The organism is Cupriavidus sp. U2, from assembly GCF_009663685.2.
Classification (GTDB): Bacteria; Pseudomonadota; Gammaproteobacteria; order Burkholderiales; family Burkholderiaceae; genus Cupriavidus; species Cupriavidus necator_C.
Genome location: NZ_RCOG02000019.1, coordinates 26121 through 41735 on the forward strand (window position 1 = coordinate 26121; position 15615 = coordinate 41735).

Here is a 15615-nt window from a genome sequence, read left to right on the forward strand (position 1 = left end):
AAGCCCCGTCCGCCTACAACGTCCGCGCGATCAGTTCCTTCATGATCTCGTTCGACCCGCCGTAGATCTTGCCCACGCGCGCGTTGACGTAGAGCCGCGCGATCGGATACTCGGCCATGTAGCCGTAGCCGCCGTGCAACTGCAGGCATTCGTCGATGATCTCGCAGCTCTTCTGCGTGCACCACCACTTCGCCATGGCCGCGGTCTCGGCGGTCAGTTCGCCGCGCAGCACCTTGCCCATGCAGTCATCGACAAAAGCACGCGCCACGGTGGCGTGTGTCTTGCATTCGGCCAGCTTGAAACGCGTGTTCTGCATCTCCAGCAACGGCGCGCCGAAGACCTGCCGGTCGCGCACGTAGGCCACAGTTGTCTCCAGCGCACGCTCCATCGACCCCAGCGCGCCCAGCGCGATCACCATGCGTTCCTGCGGCAACTGCTGCATCAGCTGGTAGAAGCCACGCCCTTCTGCGTCGCCAAGCAGGTCTTCGCGGGGTACGCGCACGTTGTCGAAGAACAGCTCGGCGGTGTCCTGCCCCTTCTGCCCGATCTTCTCCAGCACGCGGCCGCGCCGGAAGCCCTCCAGCCCGGCCGTCTCCACTACCACGATCGACACGCCCTTTGCGCCCTTGTCCGGGTCCGTCTTGACCACCACCAGGATCACGTCGGCCAGCAGGCCGTTCGAGATAAAGGTCTTAGAGCCGTTGATGACATAGTGTGCGCCGTCGTGCAACGCGCGCGTCTTGACGCTCTTCAGGTCCGATCCGGCGCCGGGCTCCGACATCGCAATCGCGCCGACCAGCTCGCCGGCGGCCATCTTCGGCAGCCACCGCTGCTTCTGCGCCTCGGAGCCATAGCGCAGGATGTAGTGCGCCACGATGGCGCTGTGCACGTTGGTACCCAGGCTGGTCGCCATGGCGCGCGCCTGCTCGTAGGCGATGATCGCTTCATGCGCGAACGACCCGCCCCCGCCGCCATAGGCTTCGGGAATGCTGGCGCAGAGCATGCCGACCTCGCCGGCCTTGCGCCAGGTTTCGCGGTCCACATGCTGCTGTTTCCCCCAGCGTTCCTCGTGCGGCACGAGTTCGCGCTCGATGAACTTGCGGATCGCGTCCTGGAATATCGACAGATCCTCCGTCATCCACGGGCTCTGGCTTGTCGGCATGGCAGTGCTCCTTTGCGTTGCGCGCGGTTCAGGGACGTCCGCCGCCCACCACCAGCACCTGGCCGCTGATGTAGTTCGACTCCGGAATGCACAGCAGGTAGACCGCCCCGGCGGCCTCGGCCGGCGTGCCACCGCGCCCCACCGGGATCATCGCCTCGACGTTCTTCATCAACTGCGCATTGACGCCCACCTTGATCTCCTTGCCGGCGATGTCGATGGTCGAGTTGTTGCCGTCTCCGGCCACGGCTTCGGTCAGGCGCGTCTTGATCAGGCCGAAGGCCACGCTGTTGACGTTGACCTTGTAGCGGCCCCACTCCTTGGCCAGCGCGCGGGTCAGCCCGTTGATGGCGGCCTTGGCGGCCGAGTAGTTCGCCTGGCCCGCATTGCCCATCACGCCCGACACCGAAGAGATATTGACCACCTTGCGGAAGATCTCCTGGCCGGCCTCGGCCTCCGCCTTGGCGGTCTCCTTGAAATGGTCCGCCGCCGCGCGCAGGATGCGAAACGGTGCCGTCACGTGCACATCCATGATCGACGACCATTGTTCGTCGGTCATCTTCTGGATCACGTTGTCCCACGTATAGCCGGCGTTGTTGACGATGATGTCGAGCGCGCCGAACGACTGCAGCGCGGTTTGTACGAAACGCTGGCCGAAGTCTGCCTCGGTGACACTGCCCGTGCAGGCCACGGCCCGCCCGCCTGCCGCCACGATCTCGCGCACCACGGCATTCGCCGGCTCGGCGTCCAGGTCGTTGACCACCACGGCGGCACCCTCGCCGGCCAGCTTCAGCGCAATCTCGCGGCCAATACCACGGCCCGAGCCCGATACGATGGCAACCTTGCCATTGAGCTTGCTCATTTGTGTTGTCTCCCTTTTGATGTTCAGCGGTCAGGCGCGATCAGCGCCTCGCCCGTCAGTTTGATGTCGCCTTGCTGATTGCGCGTGGTCAGTGCGATGCGCACCGTCCCCGTCGCCTCGTCCTTCTCCGTGACCACGCCCGTGCACGAGACCGCATCGCCGACATGGGTGATGGCCGCGAAGCGCACCGAGAACTCGCGGATCGCGTGCTGTGGCGCCCAGTTGGTCAACAGGCGGCCAAGATAGGCCATCGACAGCATGCCGTGGGCAAACACATCGGGCATGCCGGCGCGCCTGGCGAAGTCGGTGTCGACGTGGATCGGGTTGTGATCGCCGGATGCCCCGGCGTAGAGCGCCAGCGTGAGCCGGCTCAGCGGCTCGGCAGTGAACGGCGGTAGCGTGCTGCCCACCTCCAGTGCTTCGAATCGAACCGGATTCACGCGGCCTCCTGGCTGTTGCGCACCACGACCACGCTGCGCAGGTCGGCCACGGCGGCGCCGTCGGCATCGGTGACGCGCGTCTCGCGCACCACGAAGCCCAGCGCCCCGCCTTTCTTCTCGTAGATGTCCGCGATGCGCATCTCGAAGTGCAGCCGCTCGCCGGCGAACGCCATGCGGTGGTAGCGGAATGCCTGTTCGCCATGCAGGACGCGGCCAATATCGATGCCCAGCAGGTCCAGCGTGGCACGCGGGTTCGGCGCCTCCATTTCCAGGCAGAAGAGGAATGTCGGGGGCACCGGCAGCCCCGGATACCCTGCGGCTTTGGCGGCTTCGGCATCGGTGTAGCGGGCGTCCGCCTGACCCGTGGCCTTGGCGAAGAAGCGCAGGCGTCCGGCTTCGACCTCGGCCACGTGGCGCGACACCACCGTGCCGATATGTTTCGTGTCCAGCATCGGGGGCTCCTACTGACGCTCGTACAGCGTCACCACGCAGGCGCCGCCAAGGCCAAGGTTGTGTTGCAGCGCCAGTCGCGCGCCTGCCACCTGCCGGTCCTGGGCCTGGCCACGCAGTTGCCACACCAGTTCGGCGCATTGCGCCAGGCCCGTAGCGCCAAGCGGATGCCCCTTCGACAGCAGGCCGCCGGATGGATTGGTCACCACGCGGCCGCCATACGTGTTGTCGCCGTCGAGGATGAATTTCTCGGCGGTGCCTTCGGGCGTCAGGCCAAGCCCTTCATACGTGATCAGCTCGTTGGCGGTAAAGCAGTCGTGCAACTCCACCACGTCGATGTCGGTGGGCGCCACGCCCGATGCCTCGTACACGGCCTGCGCGGCGGCCCGCGTCATGTCGTAGCCCACCACCTTGCGCATGTCGCCTTCATCGAACGTGCTGTTGCGGTCGGTGGTCATCGACTGGGCGCGAATCGCCACGCGCGTATCCAGGCCGTGCCGCTTCGCGAAGTCTTCGGAGCACACGATGGCCGCCGCCGCGCCACAGGTGGGCGGGCAGCATTGCAGGCGCGTCAGCGGGTCGAACACGGTCGGCGACGCCATCACCTCTTCCAGCGTGACCGTATTGCGGAACACCGCGAACGGATTGCGGGCAGCGTGCTGGCGCGCCTTGACCGAGATGCGGCCGAACGTATCGGGCCGGATGTCGTATTCCTTGATGTAGTCGCGGCCTGCGCCGCCGAAGAACTGTGCTGCACGCGGCGCGGCTTCATCAAAACCCTGGATGGCCTGCATGGCATCGACAAAGCGGGCCATCGGCGACGGACGGTCGGTATAGGCGCCCTTCAACGCACCGGGCACCATCTGCTCGAAGCCCACCGCGATGGCACACTCGATGGCGCCGCTGGCCACCGCCTGGCGCGCCAGGAACAACGCCGTCGATCCGGTGGCGCAGTTGTTGTTGACGTTGATGACCGGGATGCCGGTCAGCCCAACGCCGTAGATGGCGGCCTGGCCGGCCGTGGAGTCGCCGTACACATAGCCCACGTAGGCCTGCTCCACCAGCGCGTAATCGACGCGGGCATCGGCCAGCGCCGCGCGAGCCGCGTTGGCACCCATGATCGGGTAGTCATCGCTGGCACCGGCCTTGGTGAACGGAATCATGCCGACGCCTGCAACCAACACTTTCCTGCTCATGTTCGTTTCCTTGAAGATTGGAGATTCGTGAAACCGGGGGAATCGGGGAAATCGGGTAAAAGCGGTTCAGCTCACCTGACGTGCCTGTCCCTGCCAGTACTGCTCGCGCAGATCGCGCTTGAGGATCTTTCCGGCGGCCGACAGCGGCAGCGCCTGCCGGAACTCGAAACTCTTGGGGCACTTGTAGCTGGCCAGCGCCGCACGACAGTGCTCGCGCAACGCCACGTCGGTGGGCGACATTCCGGCGCGCGGCACCACCACCGCATGCACGGCCTCGCCCCAGCGTTCGTCGGGAATGCCGATCACCGCGCAGCTGGCCACCTCCGGATGCAGCGACAGCACGCTCTCCACTTCTGCCGAATAGACGTTCTCGCCGCCAGTGACGATCATGTCCTTGAGCCGGTCGACGATGAACAGGTAGCCGTCGTCGTCCATGTAGCCGCCATCGCCGGTGTAGAGCCAGCCGTCGCGCAGCGCCTGCGCGGTCTCCTGCGGGCGGTTCCAGTAGCCGCGCGTGATATTGGCGCCGCGCACGATGAGCTCGCCCACGCGATGACGCGGCAGCTCGTTACCCTGCGGATCGACGATGCGCATCGTCACCCCGAAGCCGGCACGCCCCGCAGAGCGATACAGGCCGCTGGCGCGGCCCGCCGGGCCATGGTTTTCGGGGGGATTGACGCTGATGACCGGCGACGCCTCGGTCATGCCATAGGCGTGATAGAACGCGATGTCCGGCATGGCCGCCAGGGCGCGGTCCAGCACCCCGGCCGCAATCGGCGAGGCGCCGTAGTAGATGCGCTGCAGGCTCGACAGGTCGTGGTCGCCAAAGGACGGATCGTCGAGCACGGCCTGCAGCATCGTCGGCACCATCATCAGTTCCTCGATGCGCTCTTGCTCGATGGTCTGCAGCACCGCCGCCGGGGCAAAGCCCGGATGGATCACCTGCACGTCGCCGGCCACGATATGCCCGACAGCCCGCGCCATCGCAGCGGTGTGGAACAGCGGCGCCACATGCAGCGACACGAAGGTGCCGTGCCCGGTGCGAAACTCGGCCATGCGCGAGACCGCCGATGCCCAGAGATTCAGATGCGACTGCATCACGCCCTTGGGCTTGCCGGTGGTGCCGCCCGTGTACATGATCGTGGCCAGATCCTCGCCGCCACGGAACACATCGGCCACCGGCCCGGCCCCGGCGATCAGCGCCTCGTAGTCGAGCATGCCGTCGGGCACTTCGCGCTCGCCGGCGTAGATCACACGCGGCGGCCGCCTGGCCGCGGCCACGATGCCGGCCACCATCGGCACGAACTGGTCGTCGACGATCAGGATGCCGGTATCGCAATCGTCCAGCGAATACACGATCTCCGGCACGCTCCAACGAATATTGACCGGATTCAGCACGCCGCCGCCCCACCACACCGCCAGCATGTATTCGATATAGCGGTCCGAGTTCAGCGCCAGCATGCCCACGCGATCATCGGGCGCCATGCCCAGCGCCCGCAGCGCACCGGCCAGCCGCGCCACGCGGTCATGCAATGCCCGGAACGTACGGGTGCGGCCGCCAAAAACGGTGGCACGGCTGTCCGGCGTCTGCTGCATGCAGCGATGCAGCCCCTGCGTCAGATACATGTGTCGCCTCCTTGATGTGATGCGAACGCCAGATGCATGGCCTGGCGGTGGATGTCATGTCCTGGGCACCGACTGTACGGACGCCCCGGCGCCGTGTCGTGCTCCGAACGAACCAATTTGCATGCTGCGGCGCGATTGGTCCGAACGGACCAAGACAGGCTCTGCCCCCGGTGAAAGAATCGGCCGGACTTCAACACACGGGTGACACGGGCATGAGCGGACCGCTGGCAGGGCTGAGGGTTCTGGACTTTTCGACGCTGCTGCCAGGGCCGTTCGCGACCCTGGCGCTGGCAGACCTGGGCGCCGACGTGATCCGGATCGAGGCGCCCACGCGTGCCGATCCCGTGCGGCGGCTGGCACCGCAACGGCATGGCGTATCGGCCGTCCACGCCTGGCTCAACCGGAACAAGCGTTCGCTGGCACTGGATCTCAAGCAGCCTGAGGCCGTCGGGATCGTGCAGCGGCTGCTGCGCACGCACGACATCGTGGTCGAGCAGTTCCGGCCCGGCGTCATGACCCGTCTGGGTCTCGGTTACGAGCAGCTGCGCGCCATCCAGCCGGCGCTGATCTACTGCTCGATCACCGGCTACGGGCAGGACGGTCCCTACCGCGACCGCGCCGGCCACGACATCAACTATCTGGCCATTGCCGGCGCGGCCAGCTACAACGGCCACGACCATCCCACCCCGCTGGGCATCCAGGTGGCCGATATCGCGGGCGGCAGCCTGCACGCCAGCGTGGCCATCCTGGCGGCACTGGCGCACCGGCACCGCACCGGCGAGGGCCAGCACGTGGATGTCAGCATGACCGACGCCGCGTTCAGCCTGAACGCCATGTCGGGTGCGGCCCACCTGGCCGGGGGCCGTGCCCCGCGCCCGGGGTCCGAGCGCCTGAACGGCGGCGCCTTCTATGACTACTACGCCACGGCGGACGGCCGGCATTTCTCCGTCGGCAGCCTGGAACCGCAGTTTCTCGAACGCTTCTGCCATGCGATGGGGCATCCGGAATGGTTCGCGCTGGCGCAAGCCGACATGCCGCGCCTGAAGCGCGAGATCGCCCACGTGTTCCGCAGCCAACCCTATGCGCACTGGTGCGCGGTGTTTGCCAAGGTGGACTGCTGCGTGGAACCCGTGCTCACGCTCGAGGAGTCGGCCTGCCATCCGCAGTTGCGCGCGCGCCGTATGGTGGTCGATGTGCCCGTCACTGACCCGGGCGATGCGGACACGCTGCCGCAGATTGCCCATCCCGTGCGCTATTCGGCAACGCCGCCGGCCTATCGCCATGCCGGCGAGACGCTTGGGCAACAGAGCCGGGCCATCCTGGCCGAGCTGGGCTATGGCGACGACGAAGTCACCGTCCTGGCCCGCGCAGGCGTCATCGCGCCGGGCGACGCGACATAAAAGACCAGACCTGGGAGACTGACATGCAGCACAGCAGGAGACATTGGATGGGCCAGGCCGCGGCATTGGGCGGCGCGGCGGCATTGGCAAGCTGGCCCGTCCGGGCCGACAGCACGTATCCAGGCCGGCCGTTACGGCTGGTCGTACCGTATCCGGCGGGTGGCGGTGCCGATACCATCGCGCGGCTGATCGGGCAGCAGCTGGCGCAGGCCTGGAAGCAACCGGTGGTGGTCGACAACAAGCCCGGCGCCAGCGGCATTCTCGGCAACGACATCGTCGCCAAGGCCGCGCCCGACGGGTACACGCTGCTGCTGGCCATCACCGCGATGATCCAGTCGCCCAGCCTGTACCGGAAGATGCCATATAACGTGGAGCGGGATTTCCTGCCCGTGTCGCTGGTAGCGCGTTCGTCCGACCTGTTCGTGGTGCCGTCGCGCGTGCCGGCGCGCACGCTTGCCGAATTCATCGCGCTGGCCAAGGCCAGCCCCGGCAAGCTCAGCTACGGCTCGTACGGCAACGGCACGTCGTCGCACCTGCATGGCGAGCAGTTCAAGATCCAGGCCGGCATCGACATCATCCATATTCCGTACAAGGGCGCGGCGCCGCTGGTCAGCGACATCCTTGGCGGTCAGGTGGATGCCGCGTTTGTCGATGTCACGTCGGCCAACAGCTACCTGGCCGGCGGCAAGTTTCGCGTGCTGGGCATCACGGGCACGCAGCGGCACGCGGCGCTGCCAGCCGTCCCCACGTTCTCGGAGGCCGGCCTGCGCGGATTCGAGCCCAATGGCTGGTTCGGCATCTTCCTGCCCGCCGGTACGCCGCGGCCGATTGCCGACCGGCTGGCGGCCGACATCGGCCGCATCGTGAAGCAGCCCGAAGTGTCGCAGCGGCTTGCCGCCATGGGCCTGCAGCCGGTGGCCTCCAGCCCGGCCGAACTGGCCGCGGTGGTCAGCAACGACACCCCGAAATGGGCGGAAATCGTGCGCACGGCACGCATCCAGCTTGACTGAAGCCCTCACGGGCAAGGCGGGAAGCGGGCCGGCGCGCCCGCTATCGCTTCAACAAAGCCCACCTTCAACAAATGCAAATTGCCTGACCGGCGGGCGTGCCGCAAAGTCTCCCCAACAACAGCCTGATACAGAAACAGGAGGAGACCATGCTGCGAATCATGCTTGCCGGCGCCGTGCTGGCGCTGGCCCACGGAGCGGCTCTGGCCGACACCTATCCCTCGCGCCCGGTGCGGCTGCTGGTGGGCTATGCGCCTGGCGGCCCCGTTGACACCGCCGCGCGCATCTATGCGGACTACATGGGCCGCGTGCTCAAGCAGCCGGTCATCGTCGACAACCGCGCCGGCGCCAGCGGCGCCATCGCGGCCGGCATGACCACCAGCGCCAAGCCCGACGGCTACACGCTCTACTTCGTGGCCAGCCCCACGATGACGATGACGCCGCTGATCCAGAAATCGGTCAGTTTCAAGCCGGCGCAGGACTTCACCTACGTGGGTCTGATTACCGACTACACCAACGTCCTGCTTATCAACAAGGACTTCCCGGCGAAGAACGTCGACGAACTTGTGTCGTATGCGCGCAAGCATCCGGGCGATGTGAGCTTTGGCTCGGCCGGCATCGGCGCCTCGAACCACCTGTCCGCCGAACTGCTGGCGCAGATGACCGGCGTGAAGATGCTGCACGTGCCGTACAAAGGCAACGCACCGGCCATGGCCGACGTCATCAGCGGCAAGGTGACGTTCATGTTCGACATCACCGGCACCGCCATCGGCCATATCCAGGGCGGCAAGGTGCGCGCGCTGGCCGTGACGTCGAAGACCCGCAACGCCGCGCTGCCAACGGTGCCCACGCTGGTCGAGTCCGGGCTCAAGCAATATGACCTGACTGGCTGGTACGGGCTGGTCGGCCCGCTCGGCATGCCTGCCGACGTGACCGACCGGCTGGTCAAGGCTCAGCAGACCGTGGGCCAGGACCCGGCGTTCCGCGCCCGCATGGCCGACGGCGGCTACGACCTGAACATCACCGGCCCCGCGCCGCTGCAGGACCGTATCAAGAAGGAACTGGCCCTGTGGGGCAACGTGGTCAAGACAGCCAGGATCGAGGTGGAATAACCTAGCCCGCCCCCCGCGGCGCGCCGTTCCGCCCCGGCGAAGTACCGCTTTCCCGATGACGAATTGCGCGGCCCCGTGGCTGCCCATACACTGCGACGAGCCGGCATCCGTGTGACTGCGGGGTCGGCGCCACTCCGAAATCCACTCTGCAAAGGACTTGAGCGAGATGCCGCAGGACCGAGCCATCGCGAATCGCATCAGCGACATTCCCCGCCATTGGGCAGCCCATGCGCCCGACCACGTGGCCGTGCATGAAGGCGAGCGCACGGTGAGCTTTGCGCAGCTCTGGGAAGGCGTCGGGCTGGCGCGGCAGTATCTGGAGGACCAGGGCGTCGGCACCGGAGACCGGGTCATGATCACCGGCGAAAATTGCCTGGCGGTCATCACGCTGGTCTTTGCGTTGTCCGAACTGGGCGCCTGGCCGGTGGTGACCAACGCCCGGCTGACGGCGCGCGAGATCGAGGAAATCCGTGCACACTGCACACCTCGCTTGATGCTGTTCACGCACGCCGCCTCCCCCGATGCGCTGCGCCATGGCCTGCGCTACCGCGCCCGCGAGATCGCCCCGCCCGGGCTGGGGCCGCTGATGGCTGCCGATGTGGACGCGCGCAGCGAGCGCGAGCCGCAGGCGCTGGCGCACGAGGTGGCCGCGCTGATCTACACGTCGGGCACCACGGGCCAGCCCAAGGGCGTGATGGTCACGCATCGTGGCCTGCTGCACTATGCGCGGGTCACGGCCGACACCCGCAGGATCGGGCCGGGCGACTGCGCCTATGCAGTGATGCCAATGTCCCATATCTTCGGGCTCGCCACGCTGCTGCTGGCTACCTTCCAGGGCGGCGGCAGCCTGTACCTGGTGGCCCGGTTCAATGTCACCGACGCCTGCGCCGCGCTGCAACGCGACGCGATCTCCATCCTGCAGGGCGTGCCGGCCATGTTCAGCCGCATCCTGGTGCACCTGCAGAAGCACGGCATCGCCACGCTGCACCCCAAACGGCTGCGCTATCTCTATACCGGCGGCGGCCCGCTGGAGCCCACGCTCAAGCGCAACGTCGAAGCCGTCTTCGGTCAGCCGCTGCACCATGGCTATGGCATGACCGAATACGCGGGTTCGTTGTTCATCACCCGCATGGACCGCCCGCGCAGCGACTGCTCGGCCGGCGAGATTGTCGAAGGGGCCGAACTGCGCATCGTGGATGCCAACGGCGAAACGGTGCCACCGGGCACGGCTGGCGAGCTATGGGTGAAAGGCCCCGGCGTCATGCGCGGCTACTATCGGGACCCCGTCCAGACGGCGGAGGCCCTGCGCCCCGACGGCTGGCTCAACACTGGCGATATCGGCCGGCTGGGGCCCGATGGCGCGCTGTATATCGTCGGGCGCACGCGCGATCTGATCATCCGCTCGGGCTTCAGCGTCTATCCGATCGAGGTGGAATCGGTCATCAACACACACCCGTCGGTGCGGATGTCCGCCGTGGTTGGCCGGCCCGCCGCCGATGGCAACGAGGAGATCGTGGCGTTCGTGGAGTTGCGCGAGGGCGAGACCTTCGATGCCGCCGAACTGCACGCCTATCTTGCCGAGCGGCTGTCGCCGTACAAGCGGCCCGCGCAGATCGTGCGCGTACCGGCCATTCCCACTACTGCCAGCGGCAAGCTGCACAAGCACCAGTTGCGCGGCATCGTCGCCGAGATGGCCTAGCGTTCTGCACCCAAGCACCCCGGGCACCCGGATGCCCGGCTGTCACGCGGGGTTGCCGGTGCCGTCTTCCACCAGCAGGTCCACCAGCTTGCGCGCGAAGACCGGCAGCGCGTCCAGGTCCGCCACGCAGATCTGCAGCTTGCGTTCGGCCCAGTCGTCCTCGATCTGCACGATATTCAGCGCCATGGTCTGCGCATGGCGGCGCGCGGTGCTCTCCGGCAGCACGCCGATGCCGACATTGGCCTCGATCATCCGGCCCGCCGTCTCGAAATTGCTGACCTGGATGCGCCAGTGCAACTGGCGCTGCAGGTCGGAGGCGGCGCGTTTCAGGAAGTTGTGGATCGCGCTTTCCTCGGGCAGGCCGATGAAGTCGTAGTCCAGCGTCTCGACAAACCGCACGCGCTTGCGCTGGGCCAGCGGGTGGCTCAGCGCCGTGGCCAGCACCAGGCGGTCCAGCCGGTACGGCATCACCTCCAGCCCGTCCATGTTGACGCCGCTGGCGGCGATGCCGATATCGACCATGCCTTCCTGCACGGCCCGCACGATGTCGGGGCTGAGCCGCTCGCGGATATCGACGGTCACGTCGGGATGATTGACCAGGTACGTACGCAGCACCCCCGGCAGGAACTCGCTCATGGCCGTGGTGTTGGCGAACACCCGCACATGCCCCTTGATGCCGGACGCGTACTCCTGCAGGTCGCCGCTGAGCTGTTCGATCTGCCGCAGCACCCGGCGCGCGTGGGCCAGCAGCGTCTCGCCGGCGGGCGTGACCTTGACGCCCTGGCTGCTGCGGCTCAGCAGCTTGACGCCCACCTGCTCTTCCAGGTTCTTGATGCGCGTGCTGGCCGCCGGCAGCGACAGGTGGCAACGTTCTGCACCGCGGGTCAGGCTGCTGGCTTCCGCAATATGCGTGAAGAGATTCAGATCGACCAGATCGAAGCGCATGTCGTTGTCTCCAGGGTAACCAGCGATTATCCCCTGAACGCCGGCACTTTTTCCATTCTCGCAATTACCGAGAGGCCTTCACTGCCGGCGAATGCCGGATTCAAAACATGCAAATAGCCGCGCGGCCGCGCATCGGTCAAGCTGTGCCATCGAACCCTCATGGAGACACCCGATGGCAGAAGAACAGACCCTGCTGGTGGACATTGCCGACGGCATTGCCACGCTGACGCTGAACCGCCCCCAGAACAAGAACGCACTGAACGGTCCGATGCGCGACGCCCTGCGCGAAGCCGTGCAGCAGATCCGCGCCGATCGTACGGTGCGTGCCGTGGTGCTGCGCGGCGCCGGCACCGACTTCTGCTCCGGCGGCGATATCCGCGCGATGAACGTCACCGCCGCCGACGCCGGGCGCAATCGCATGGACGACCTGCACGGCTGGATCGCCCTGCTGGTCGATCTGGACCGCCCGGTCGTGGCCGCAGTGGATGGCGTGGCGTACGGCGCCGGCTTCAGCCTGGCATTGCTGGCCGATTTCATCGTGGCCACGCCGCGTGCGCGCTTTTGCATGCCGTTCATGAAGGTCGGCCTGGTGCCCGATTGCGGCGCACTGTACACGCTGCCGCGCGTGGTGGGCATGGCACGCGCCCGGGACCTGGTCTTCAGCGCGCGCGAAGTCGGCGCTGAGGAAGCCCGGCAGATTGGCGCCGTGTTCGAGATCGTCGAACAGGACCAGCTTCACGTACGCGCCGGGCAGCTGGCACGCGGACTGGCCGGGGCGTCGCCGACGGCGTTCGCGCTGACCAAGCGGGCGCTGAACCAGTCGAACGGCGCAGACGTGCGCGCCATGCTGGAGCTGGAATCGCTCGGCCAGGGCATCGCGTTTACCACGGACTACCACCACGAGGCCGTGCGCCGTTTCAAGGAAAAAGAGCCGCCGCTGTTCCAGTGGCCAAGTTCGGCTGCCTGATGTTTTGCTGCCATCTCCCTCGGATTTGCTCCCCTCTCCCACGGCGTGGGAGAGGGGAGCGCATAACGGCGGATATCGCATTGGCTTGACGCTCACCCCGCCGTAATCCCCGCCGTCTGGATCACCTTGCGCCACTTCTCGATTTCGCTGTGCAGGCGCTGGCGCATCTGGTCCTGCGTGCCGGCGTCCGCTTCGGCGCCAGCCTGCAGCAGTCGCTGCTTGACGCCGGCGTCCTTCATGGCGACGTTGAAATCGGCATTGATCTTGTCGAGGATCGGCTTCGGCGTCTGGGCCGGCGCGAACAGTGCGGCCCAGGAATAGGCTTCGTAGCCGGGCAGCCCCGATTCGGCCACGGTCGGCACGTCGGGCAACATCCCCGAACGCTTGCGGCTGGCCACGCCCAGCACCTTGATACGTCCCGACTTGATATGTTGCAGCGCGGTAGGCGCGTCACTGAACATCAGCTGCACCTGGCCGCCCAGCAGGTCATTCATGGCTGGCCCACTGCCCTTGTATGGTACGTGCTGCAGCTTGGTACCCGCTTCCATGTTGAACAGCTCGCCCGCCAGGTGCGTGCCGCCGCCATTGCCCGACGACCCGTAGGCCAGCGTGTGGCCGCTTTTGGCGTAGGCGATGAGCTCCTTGATGTTGCTGGCCGGCACCGACGGATGCGCGACGACGAACACCGGGAACATCGCGGCAAAGCTGACCGGCGCAAAGTCCTTCTCGATGTCGTACGGCAGCTTGCCCATCAGCGACGGGTTGACCGCGTGATGGATCGACCCCAGGAACAGCGTGTAGCCATCGGGGGCTTCCTTGGCGGCGATGGTGGCGCCGATGGTGCCGCCCGCGCCAGCGCGGTTGTCGATGACGATCGGTTGCTTCCAGATCTCGCCCAGCTTCTGGCTGAAGATGCGCGCGGTGCTGTCCACCGGACCGCCAGGCGGAAATGGCACGATCACGCGCACGGGCTTGGCCGGCCACGTTTCCGTGGCGAACGACGCAAACGGGTACGCCGCGGCGCCGAACAGGCCGGCGGCCAACAGGCGCCTGCGCATGGCGGACGATGGGTTCATGCTGGGTCTCCTTGGGTCGACATCGAACCGGCCTGCTCCTGCAGCACGCGCTTGAGGATCTTGCCGTTGTTATTGGTGGGCAGTTCGGCCAGCGCCACGATGCGCGCGGGCCGCTTGTACGGCGCCAGGCGGCCGCGCAGGTGGCTGCGCAACGCCTCCGGTTCCAGCGCCGCGCCGGGGCGCAATTCCACGAAGGCGACGATCTCCTCGTTGCCGTCGCCCTCGGCCACGCCCACCACGGCTGACCGCTGGATGCTCGGATGGGTGTTGAGCGCGGCCTCCACCTCGGCCGGGTAGACGTTGAAACCGGAGCGGATGATCATCTCCTTGAGGCGACCGACCACGAACAGCGCGCCATCGGCATGCATCTCGCCGAGGTCGCCGCTGGCGTACCAGCCGCCCTCGCGCATCACCGCTTCGGTGGCCGCCGCATCGCGGAAGTAGCCTGGCATCAGCCCCCTGCCCCGCAGCCAGAGTTCGCCGCGCTGGCCCAGCGGCAAAGGCTCGCCGGTGGCGGGATCTGTCACCTGCACCTCGGCCTCGGCCACGGCGTAGCCGGCGCTGGTATCGGCGCGCTGCTCGCCCAGACGCGTCACATGGACCGATCCCGCGTATTCGGACAGGCCATAGCCATGGTGCAGCGTCAGGCCGAACGTGGCTTCCACGCGCGTCTTCAGCGACAGGTCGAGCGGACCCGCGCCGGTATAGAGATAGCGCAGCGCCGGGGCCACCGGCTGCGCGATGCCCTGTTCCTGCAGGTAAGCCAGCAGCCGCGAGAACAGCGTGGGCGGCCCCTGCAACTGCGACACGCCGTGACGGGCCAGCGCGTCGAGCAGATCGGCGGGATCGAACTGCGGCCGCATTACCAGCTGCGCGCCGGCCAGCAGCGAACTGAGCAGCACCGTGCCCAGGCCGAAGATATGGGTCATCGGCACGAAGGCATAGCTGCGGTCGGCAGGCCCTAGCGCGCGGGCATCGCGCGTCACTCGGGCGAAATGGATCAGTGCGTCATGCGTCAGCATCACGCCCTTGGGCTCGCCCGTGGTGCCCGATGTGAAGATCAGGGCGGCCACGTCGTCGCGCAGCGGCGCCGGCTCCTGCAGCGCATCGGCACGCACCGCCGACCGATGCACGCCCGGCAGCGCCGACGGTACGGCCCCGAAGCGTTGCGCGTGCGCGGCGGCGGCGCGCGACGCCGCGGCGGTGAAGTACACCAGCCGGGCATCGGCACGGGCGGCGAAGGCATCGATCTCGCCATCGGCCATGCGGGCATTGACGCCGCACGACCACGCGCCCACGCGGCTGCACCCCAGGATCAGCGCAGCGTGCTCGGGACAGTTCTCGGCCACCACCATCACGCGGTCACCGGGCCGCACGTCGAGTTCGCGCAGTTCCGCCTCGGCCGCGTCCGTCAGCGCGCCCAGGTCGGCAAAGCTCAGGCTGCGGCCGTCCGGCAGGTGGAGAAACGGTTGATCGGGGGCCTCGGCCAACCAATGGTCAAGCAACTCATGAATCCGGGTCGTCACGCTAGCCGTCCTTGCTGAATGCGATGAAGAGGTTCGCGCAGCATGGCGCCAAAGCCGGGCAGGCGCCATTCGTAAATCACAAGGGCCGGCTTCGCTGGCCTGAAACCGCGCTGCGGAATGCGGCGGCCGCGCATTTCGGTATCCGGAAGG

Annotated in this window: 14 protein-coding genes; 5 read left to right on the plus strand and 9 right to left on the minus strand. The window is 67.1% G+C overall.

The window, feature by feature from the left end:
• Positions 1 to 13: 13 nt before the first annotated feature.
• The 6 genes from D9X30_RS15460 to D9X30_RS15485 form a co-directional block, all read right to left on the minus strand.
• Positions 14 to 1162 carry an acyl-CoA dehydrogenase family protein gene (locus D9X30_RS15460; protein WP_153949433.1) on the minus strand — a complete coding sequence of 383 codons (1149 nt, stop codon included), beginning with the start codon at positions 1160 to 1162 and terminating at the stop codon, positions 14 to 16.
• Between the two features lie 28 nt (positions 1163 to 1190).
• Positions 1191 to 2021, minus strand: a complete 831-nt coding sequence (locus tag D9X30_RS15465; RefSeq protein WP_153949432.1) for an SDR family NAD(P)-dependent oxidoreductase — start codon at positions 2019 to 2021, stop codon at positions 1191 to 1193.
• A 23-nt stretch (positions 2022 to 2044) separates the two neighbouring features.
• A complete protein-coding gene (locus D9X30_RS15470) occupies positions 2045 to 2461 on the minus strand; it encodes a MaoC family dehydratase (protein ID WP_249640978.1) in 417 nt (138 codons plus the stop codon).
• Positions 2458 to 2913 carry a MaoC family dehydratase N-terminal domain-containing protein gene (locus tag D9X30_RS15475; RefSeq protein WP_153949431.1) on the minus strand — a complete coding sequence of 152 codons (456 nt, stop codon included), beginning with the start codon at positions 2911 to 2913 and terminating at the stop codon, positions 2458 to 2460. The genes D9X30_RS15470 and D9X30_RS15475 overlap by 4 nt, the downstream gene beginning before the upstream one ends.
• 9 nt (positions 2914 to 2922) lie before the next feature.
• On the minus strand, positions 2923 to 4107 hold the full coding sequence (locus D9X30_RS15480; protein ID WP_153949430.1) for a lipid-transfer protein: 1185 nt from the start codon (positions 4105 to 4107) through the stop codon (positions 2923 to 2925).
• A gap of 66 nt (positions 4108 to 4173) precedes the next feature.
• A complete protein-coding gene (locus D9X30_RS15485; RefSeq protein WP_153949429.1) occupies positions 4174 to 5733 on the minus strand; it encodes a long-chain-fatty-acid--CoA ligase in 1560 nt (519 codons plus the stop codon).
• Between the two features lie 212 nt (positions 5734 to 5945).
• Between D9X30_RS15485 and D9X30_RS15490 the strand changes: the two genes are divergently transcribed.
• The 4 genes from D9X30_RS15490 (at position 5946) to D9X30_RS15505 (ending at position 10951) form a co-directional block, all read left to right on the plus strand.
• Positions 5946 to 7133, plus strand: coding sequence for a CaiB/BaiF CoA transferase family protein (locus D9X30_RS15490; protein WP_153949428.1), 1188 nt, complete (start codon positions 5946 to 5948; stop codon positions 7131 to 7133).
• 23 nt (positions 7134 to 7156) lie between these two features.
• Entirely contained in the window at positions 7157 to 8143 is a 987-nt protein-coding gene (locus D9X30_RS15495; protein WP_153949427.1) for a tripartite tricarboxylate transporter substrate binding protein, read from the plus strand.
• Positions 8144 to 8289: 146 nt separating this feature from the next.
• The gene (locus tag D9X30_RS15500) at positions 8290 to 9252 is read left to right on the plus strand and encodes a Bug family tripartite tricarboxylate transporter substrate binding protein (RefSeq protein ID WP_153949426.1); all 963 of its coding nucleotides are present in this window, start codon (positions 8290 to 8292) and stop codon (positions 9250 to 9252) included.
• A 166-nt stretch (positions 9253 to 9418) separates the two neighbouring features.
• Positions 9419 to 10951, plus strand: coding sequence for a class I adenylate-forming enzyme family protein (locus D9X30_RS15505; protein WP_153949425.1), 1533 nt, complete (start codon positions 9419 to 9421; stop codon positions 10949 to 10951).
• A gap of 42 nt (positions 10952 to 10993) precedes the next feature.
• Here the strand turns inward: D9X30_RS15505 and D9X30_RS15510 are convergent, their stop codons facing one another.
• Entirely contained in the window at positions 10994 to 11896 is a 903-nt protein-coding gene (locus D9X30_RS15510; protein WP_153949424.1) for a LysR family transcriptional regulator, read from the minus strand.
• A gap of 172 nt (positions 11897 to 12068) precedes the next feature.
• Here D9X30_RS15510 and D9X30_RS15515 point away from each other — a divergent pair, with 172 nt between their 5' ends.
• Positions 12069 to 12863, plus strand: a complete 795-nt coding sequence (locus D9X30_RS15515) for an enoyl-CoA hydratase/isomerase family protein (protein WP_153949423.1) — start codon at positions 12069 to 12071, stop codon at positions 12861 to 12863.
• Between the two features lie 92 nt (positions 12864 to 12955).
• On the opposite strand, the gene D9X30_RS15520 is transcribed toward D9X30_RS15515, so the two are convergent.
• Together D9X30_RS15520 and D9X30_RS15525 are read right to left on the minus strand one after the other, a co-directional pair.
• On the minus strand, positions 12956 to 13939 hold the full coding sequence (locus D9X30_RS15520) for a tripartite tricarboxylate transporter substrate binding protein (protein WP_488772687.1): 984 nt from the start codon (positions 13937 to 13939) through the stop codon (positions 12956 to 12958).
• A complete protein-coding gene (locus D9X30_RS15525) occupies positions 13936 to 15465 on the minus strand; it encodes a class I adenylate-forming enzyme family protein (protein ID WP_249640979.1) in 1530 nt (509 codons plus the stop codon). The genes D9X30_RS15520 and D9X30_RS15525 overlap by 4 nt, the downstream gene beginning before the upstream one ends.
• Between the last annotated feature and the right edge of the window lie 150 nt (positions 15466 to 15615).

Coding starts and splice junctions, on each gene's coding strand:
- D9X30_RS15460 (WP_153949433.1), bottom strand. CDS start 1,162: ATGCCGACAAGCCAGAGCCCGTGGATGACGGAGGATCTGTCGATATTC.
- D9X30_RS15465 (WP_153949432.1), bottom strand. CDS start 2,021: ATGAGCAAGCTCAATGGCAAGGTTGCCATCGTATCGGGCTCGGGCCGT.
- D9X30_RS15475 (WP_153949431.1), bottom strand. CDS start 2,913: ATGCTGGACACGAAACATATCGGCACGGTGGTGTCGCGCCACGTGGCC.
- D9X30_RS15480 (WP_153949430.1), bottom strand. CDS start 4,107: ATGAGCAGGAAAGTGTTGGTTGCAGGCGTCGGCATGATTCCGTTCACC.
- D9X30_RS15485 (WP_153949429.1), bottom strand. CDS start 5,733: ATGTATCTGACGCAGGGGCTGCATCGCTGCATGCAGCAGACGCCGGAC.
- D9X30_RS15490 (WP_153949428.1), top strand. CDS start 5,946: ATGAGCGGACCGCTGGCAGGGCTGAGGGTTCTGGACTTTTCGACGCTG.
- D9X30_RS15495 (WP_153949427.1), top strand. CDS start 7,157: ATGCAGCACAGCAGGAGACATTGGATGGGCCAGGCCGCGGCATTGGGC.
- D9X30_RS15500 (WP_153949426.1), top strand. CDS start 8,290: ATGCTGCGAATCATGCTTGCCGGCGCCGTGCTGGCGCTGGCCCACGGA.
- D9X30_RS15505 (WP_153949425.1), top strand. CDS start 9,419: ATGCCGCAGGACCGAGCCATCGCGAATCGCATCAGCGACATTCCCCGC.
- D9X30_RS15510 (WP_153949424.1), bottom strand. CDS start 11,896: ATGCGCTTCGATCTGGTCGATCTGAATCTCTTCACGCATATTGCGGAA.
- D9X30_RS15515 (WP_153949423.1), top strand. CDS start 12,069: ATGGCAGAAGAACAGACCCTGCTGGTGGACATTGCCGACGGCATTGCC.
- D9X30_RS15520 (WP_488772687.1), bottom strand. CDS start 13,939: ATGAACCCATCGTCCGCCATGCGCAGGCGCCTGTTGGCCGCCGGCCTG.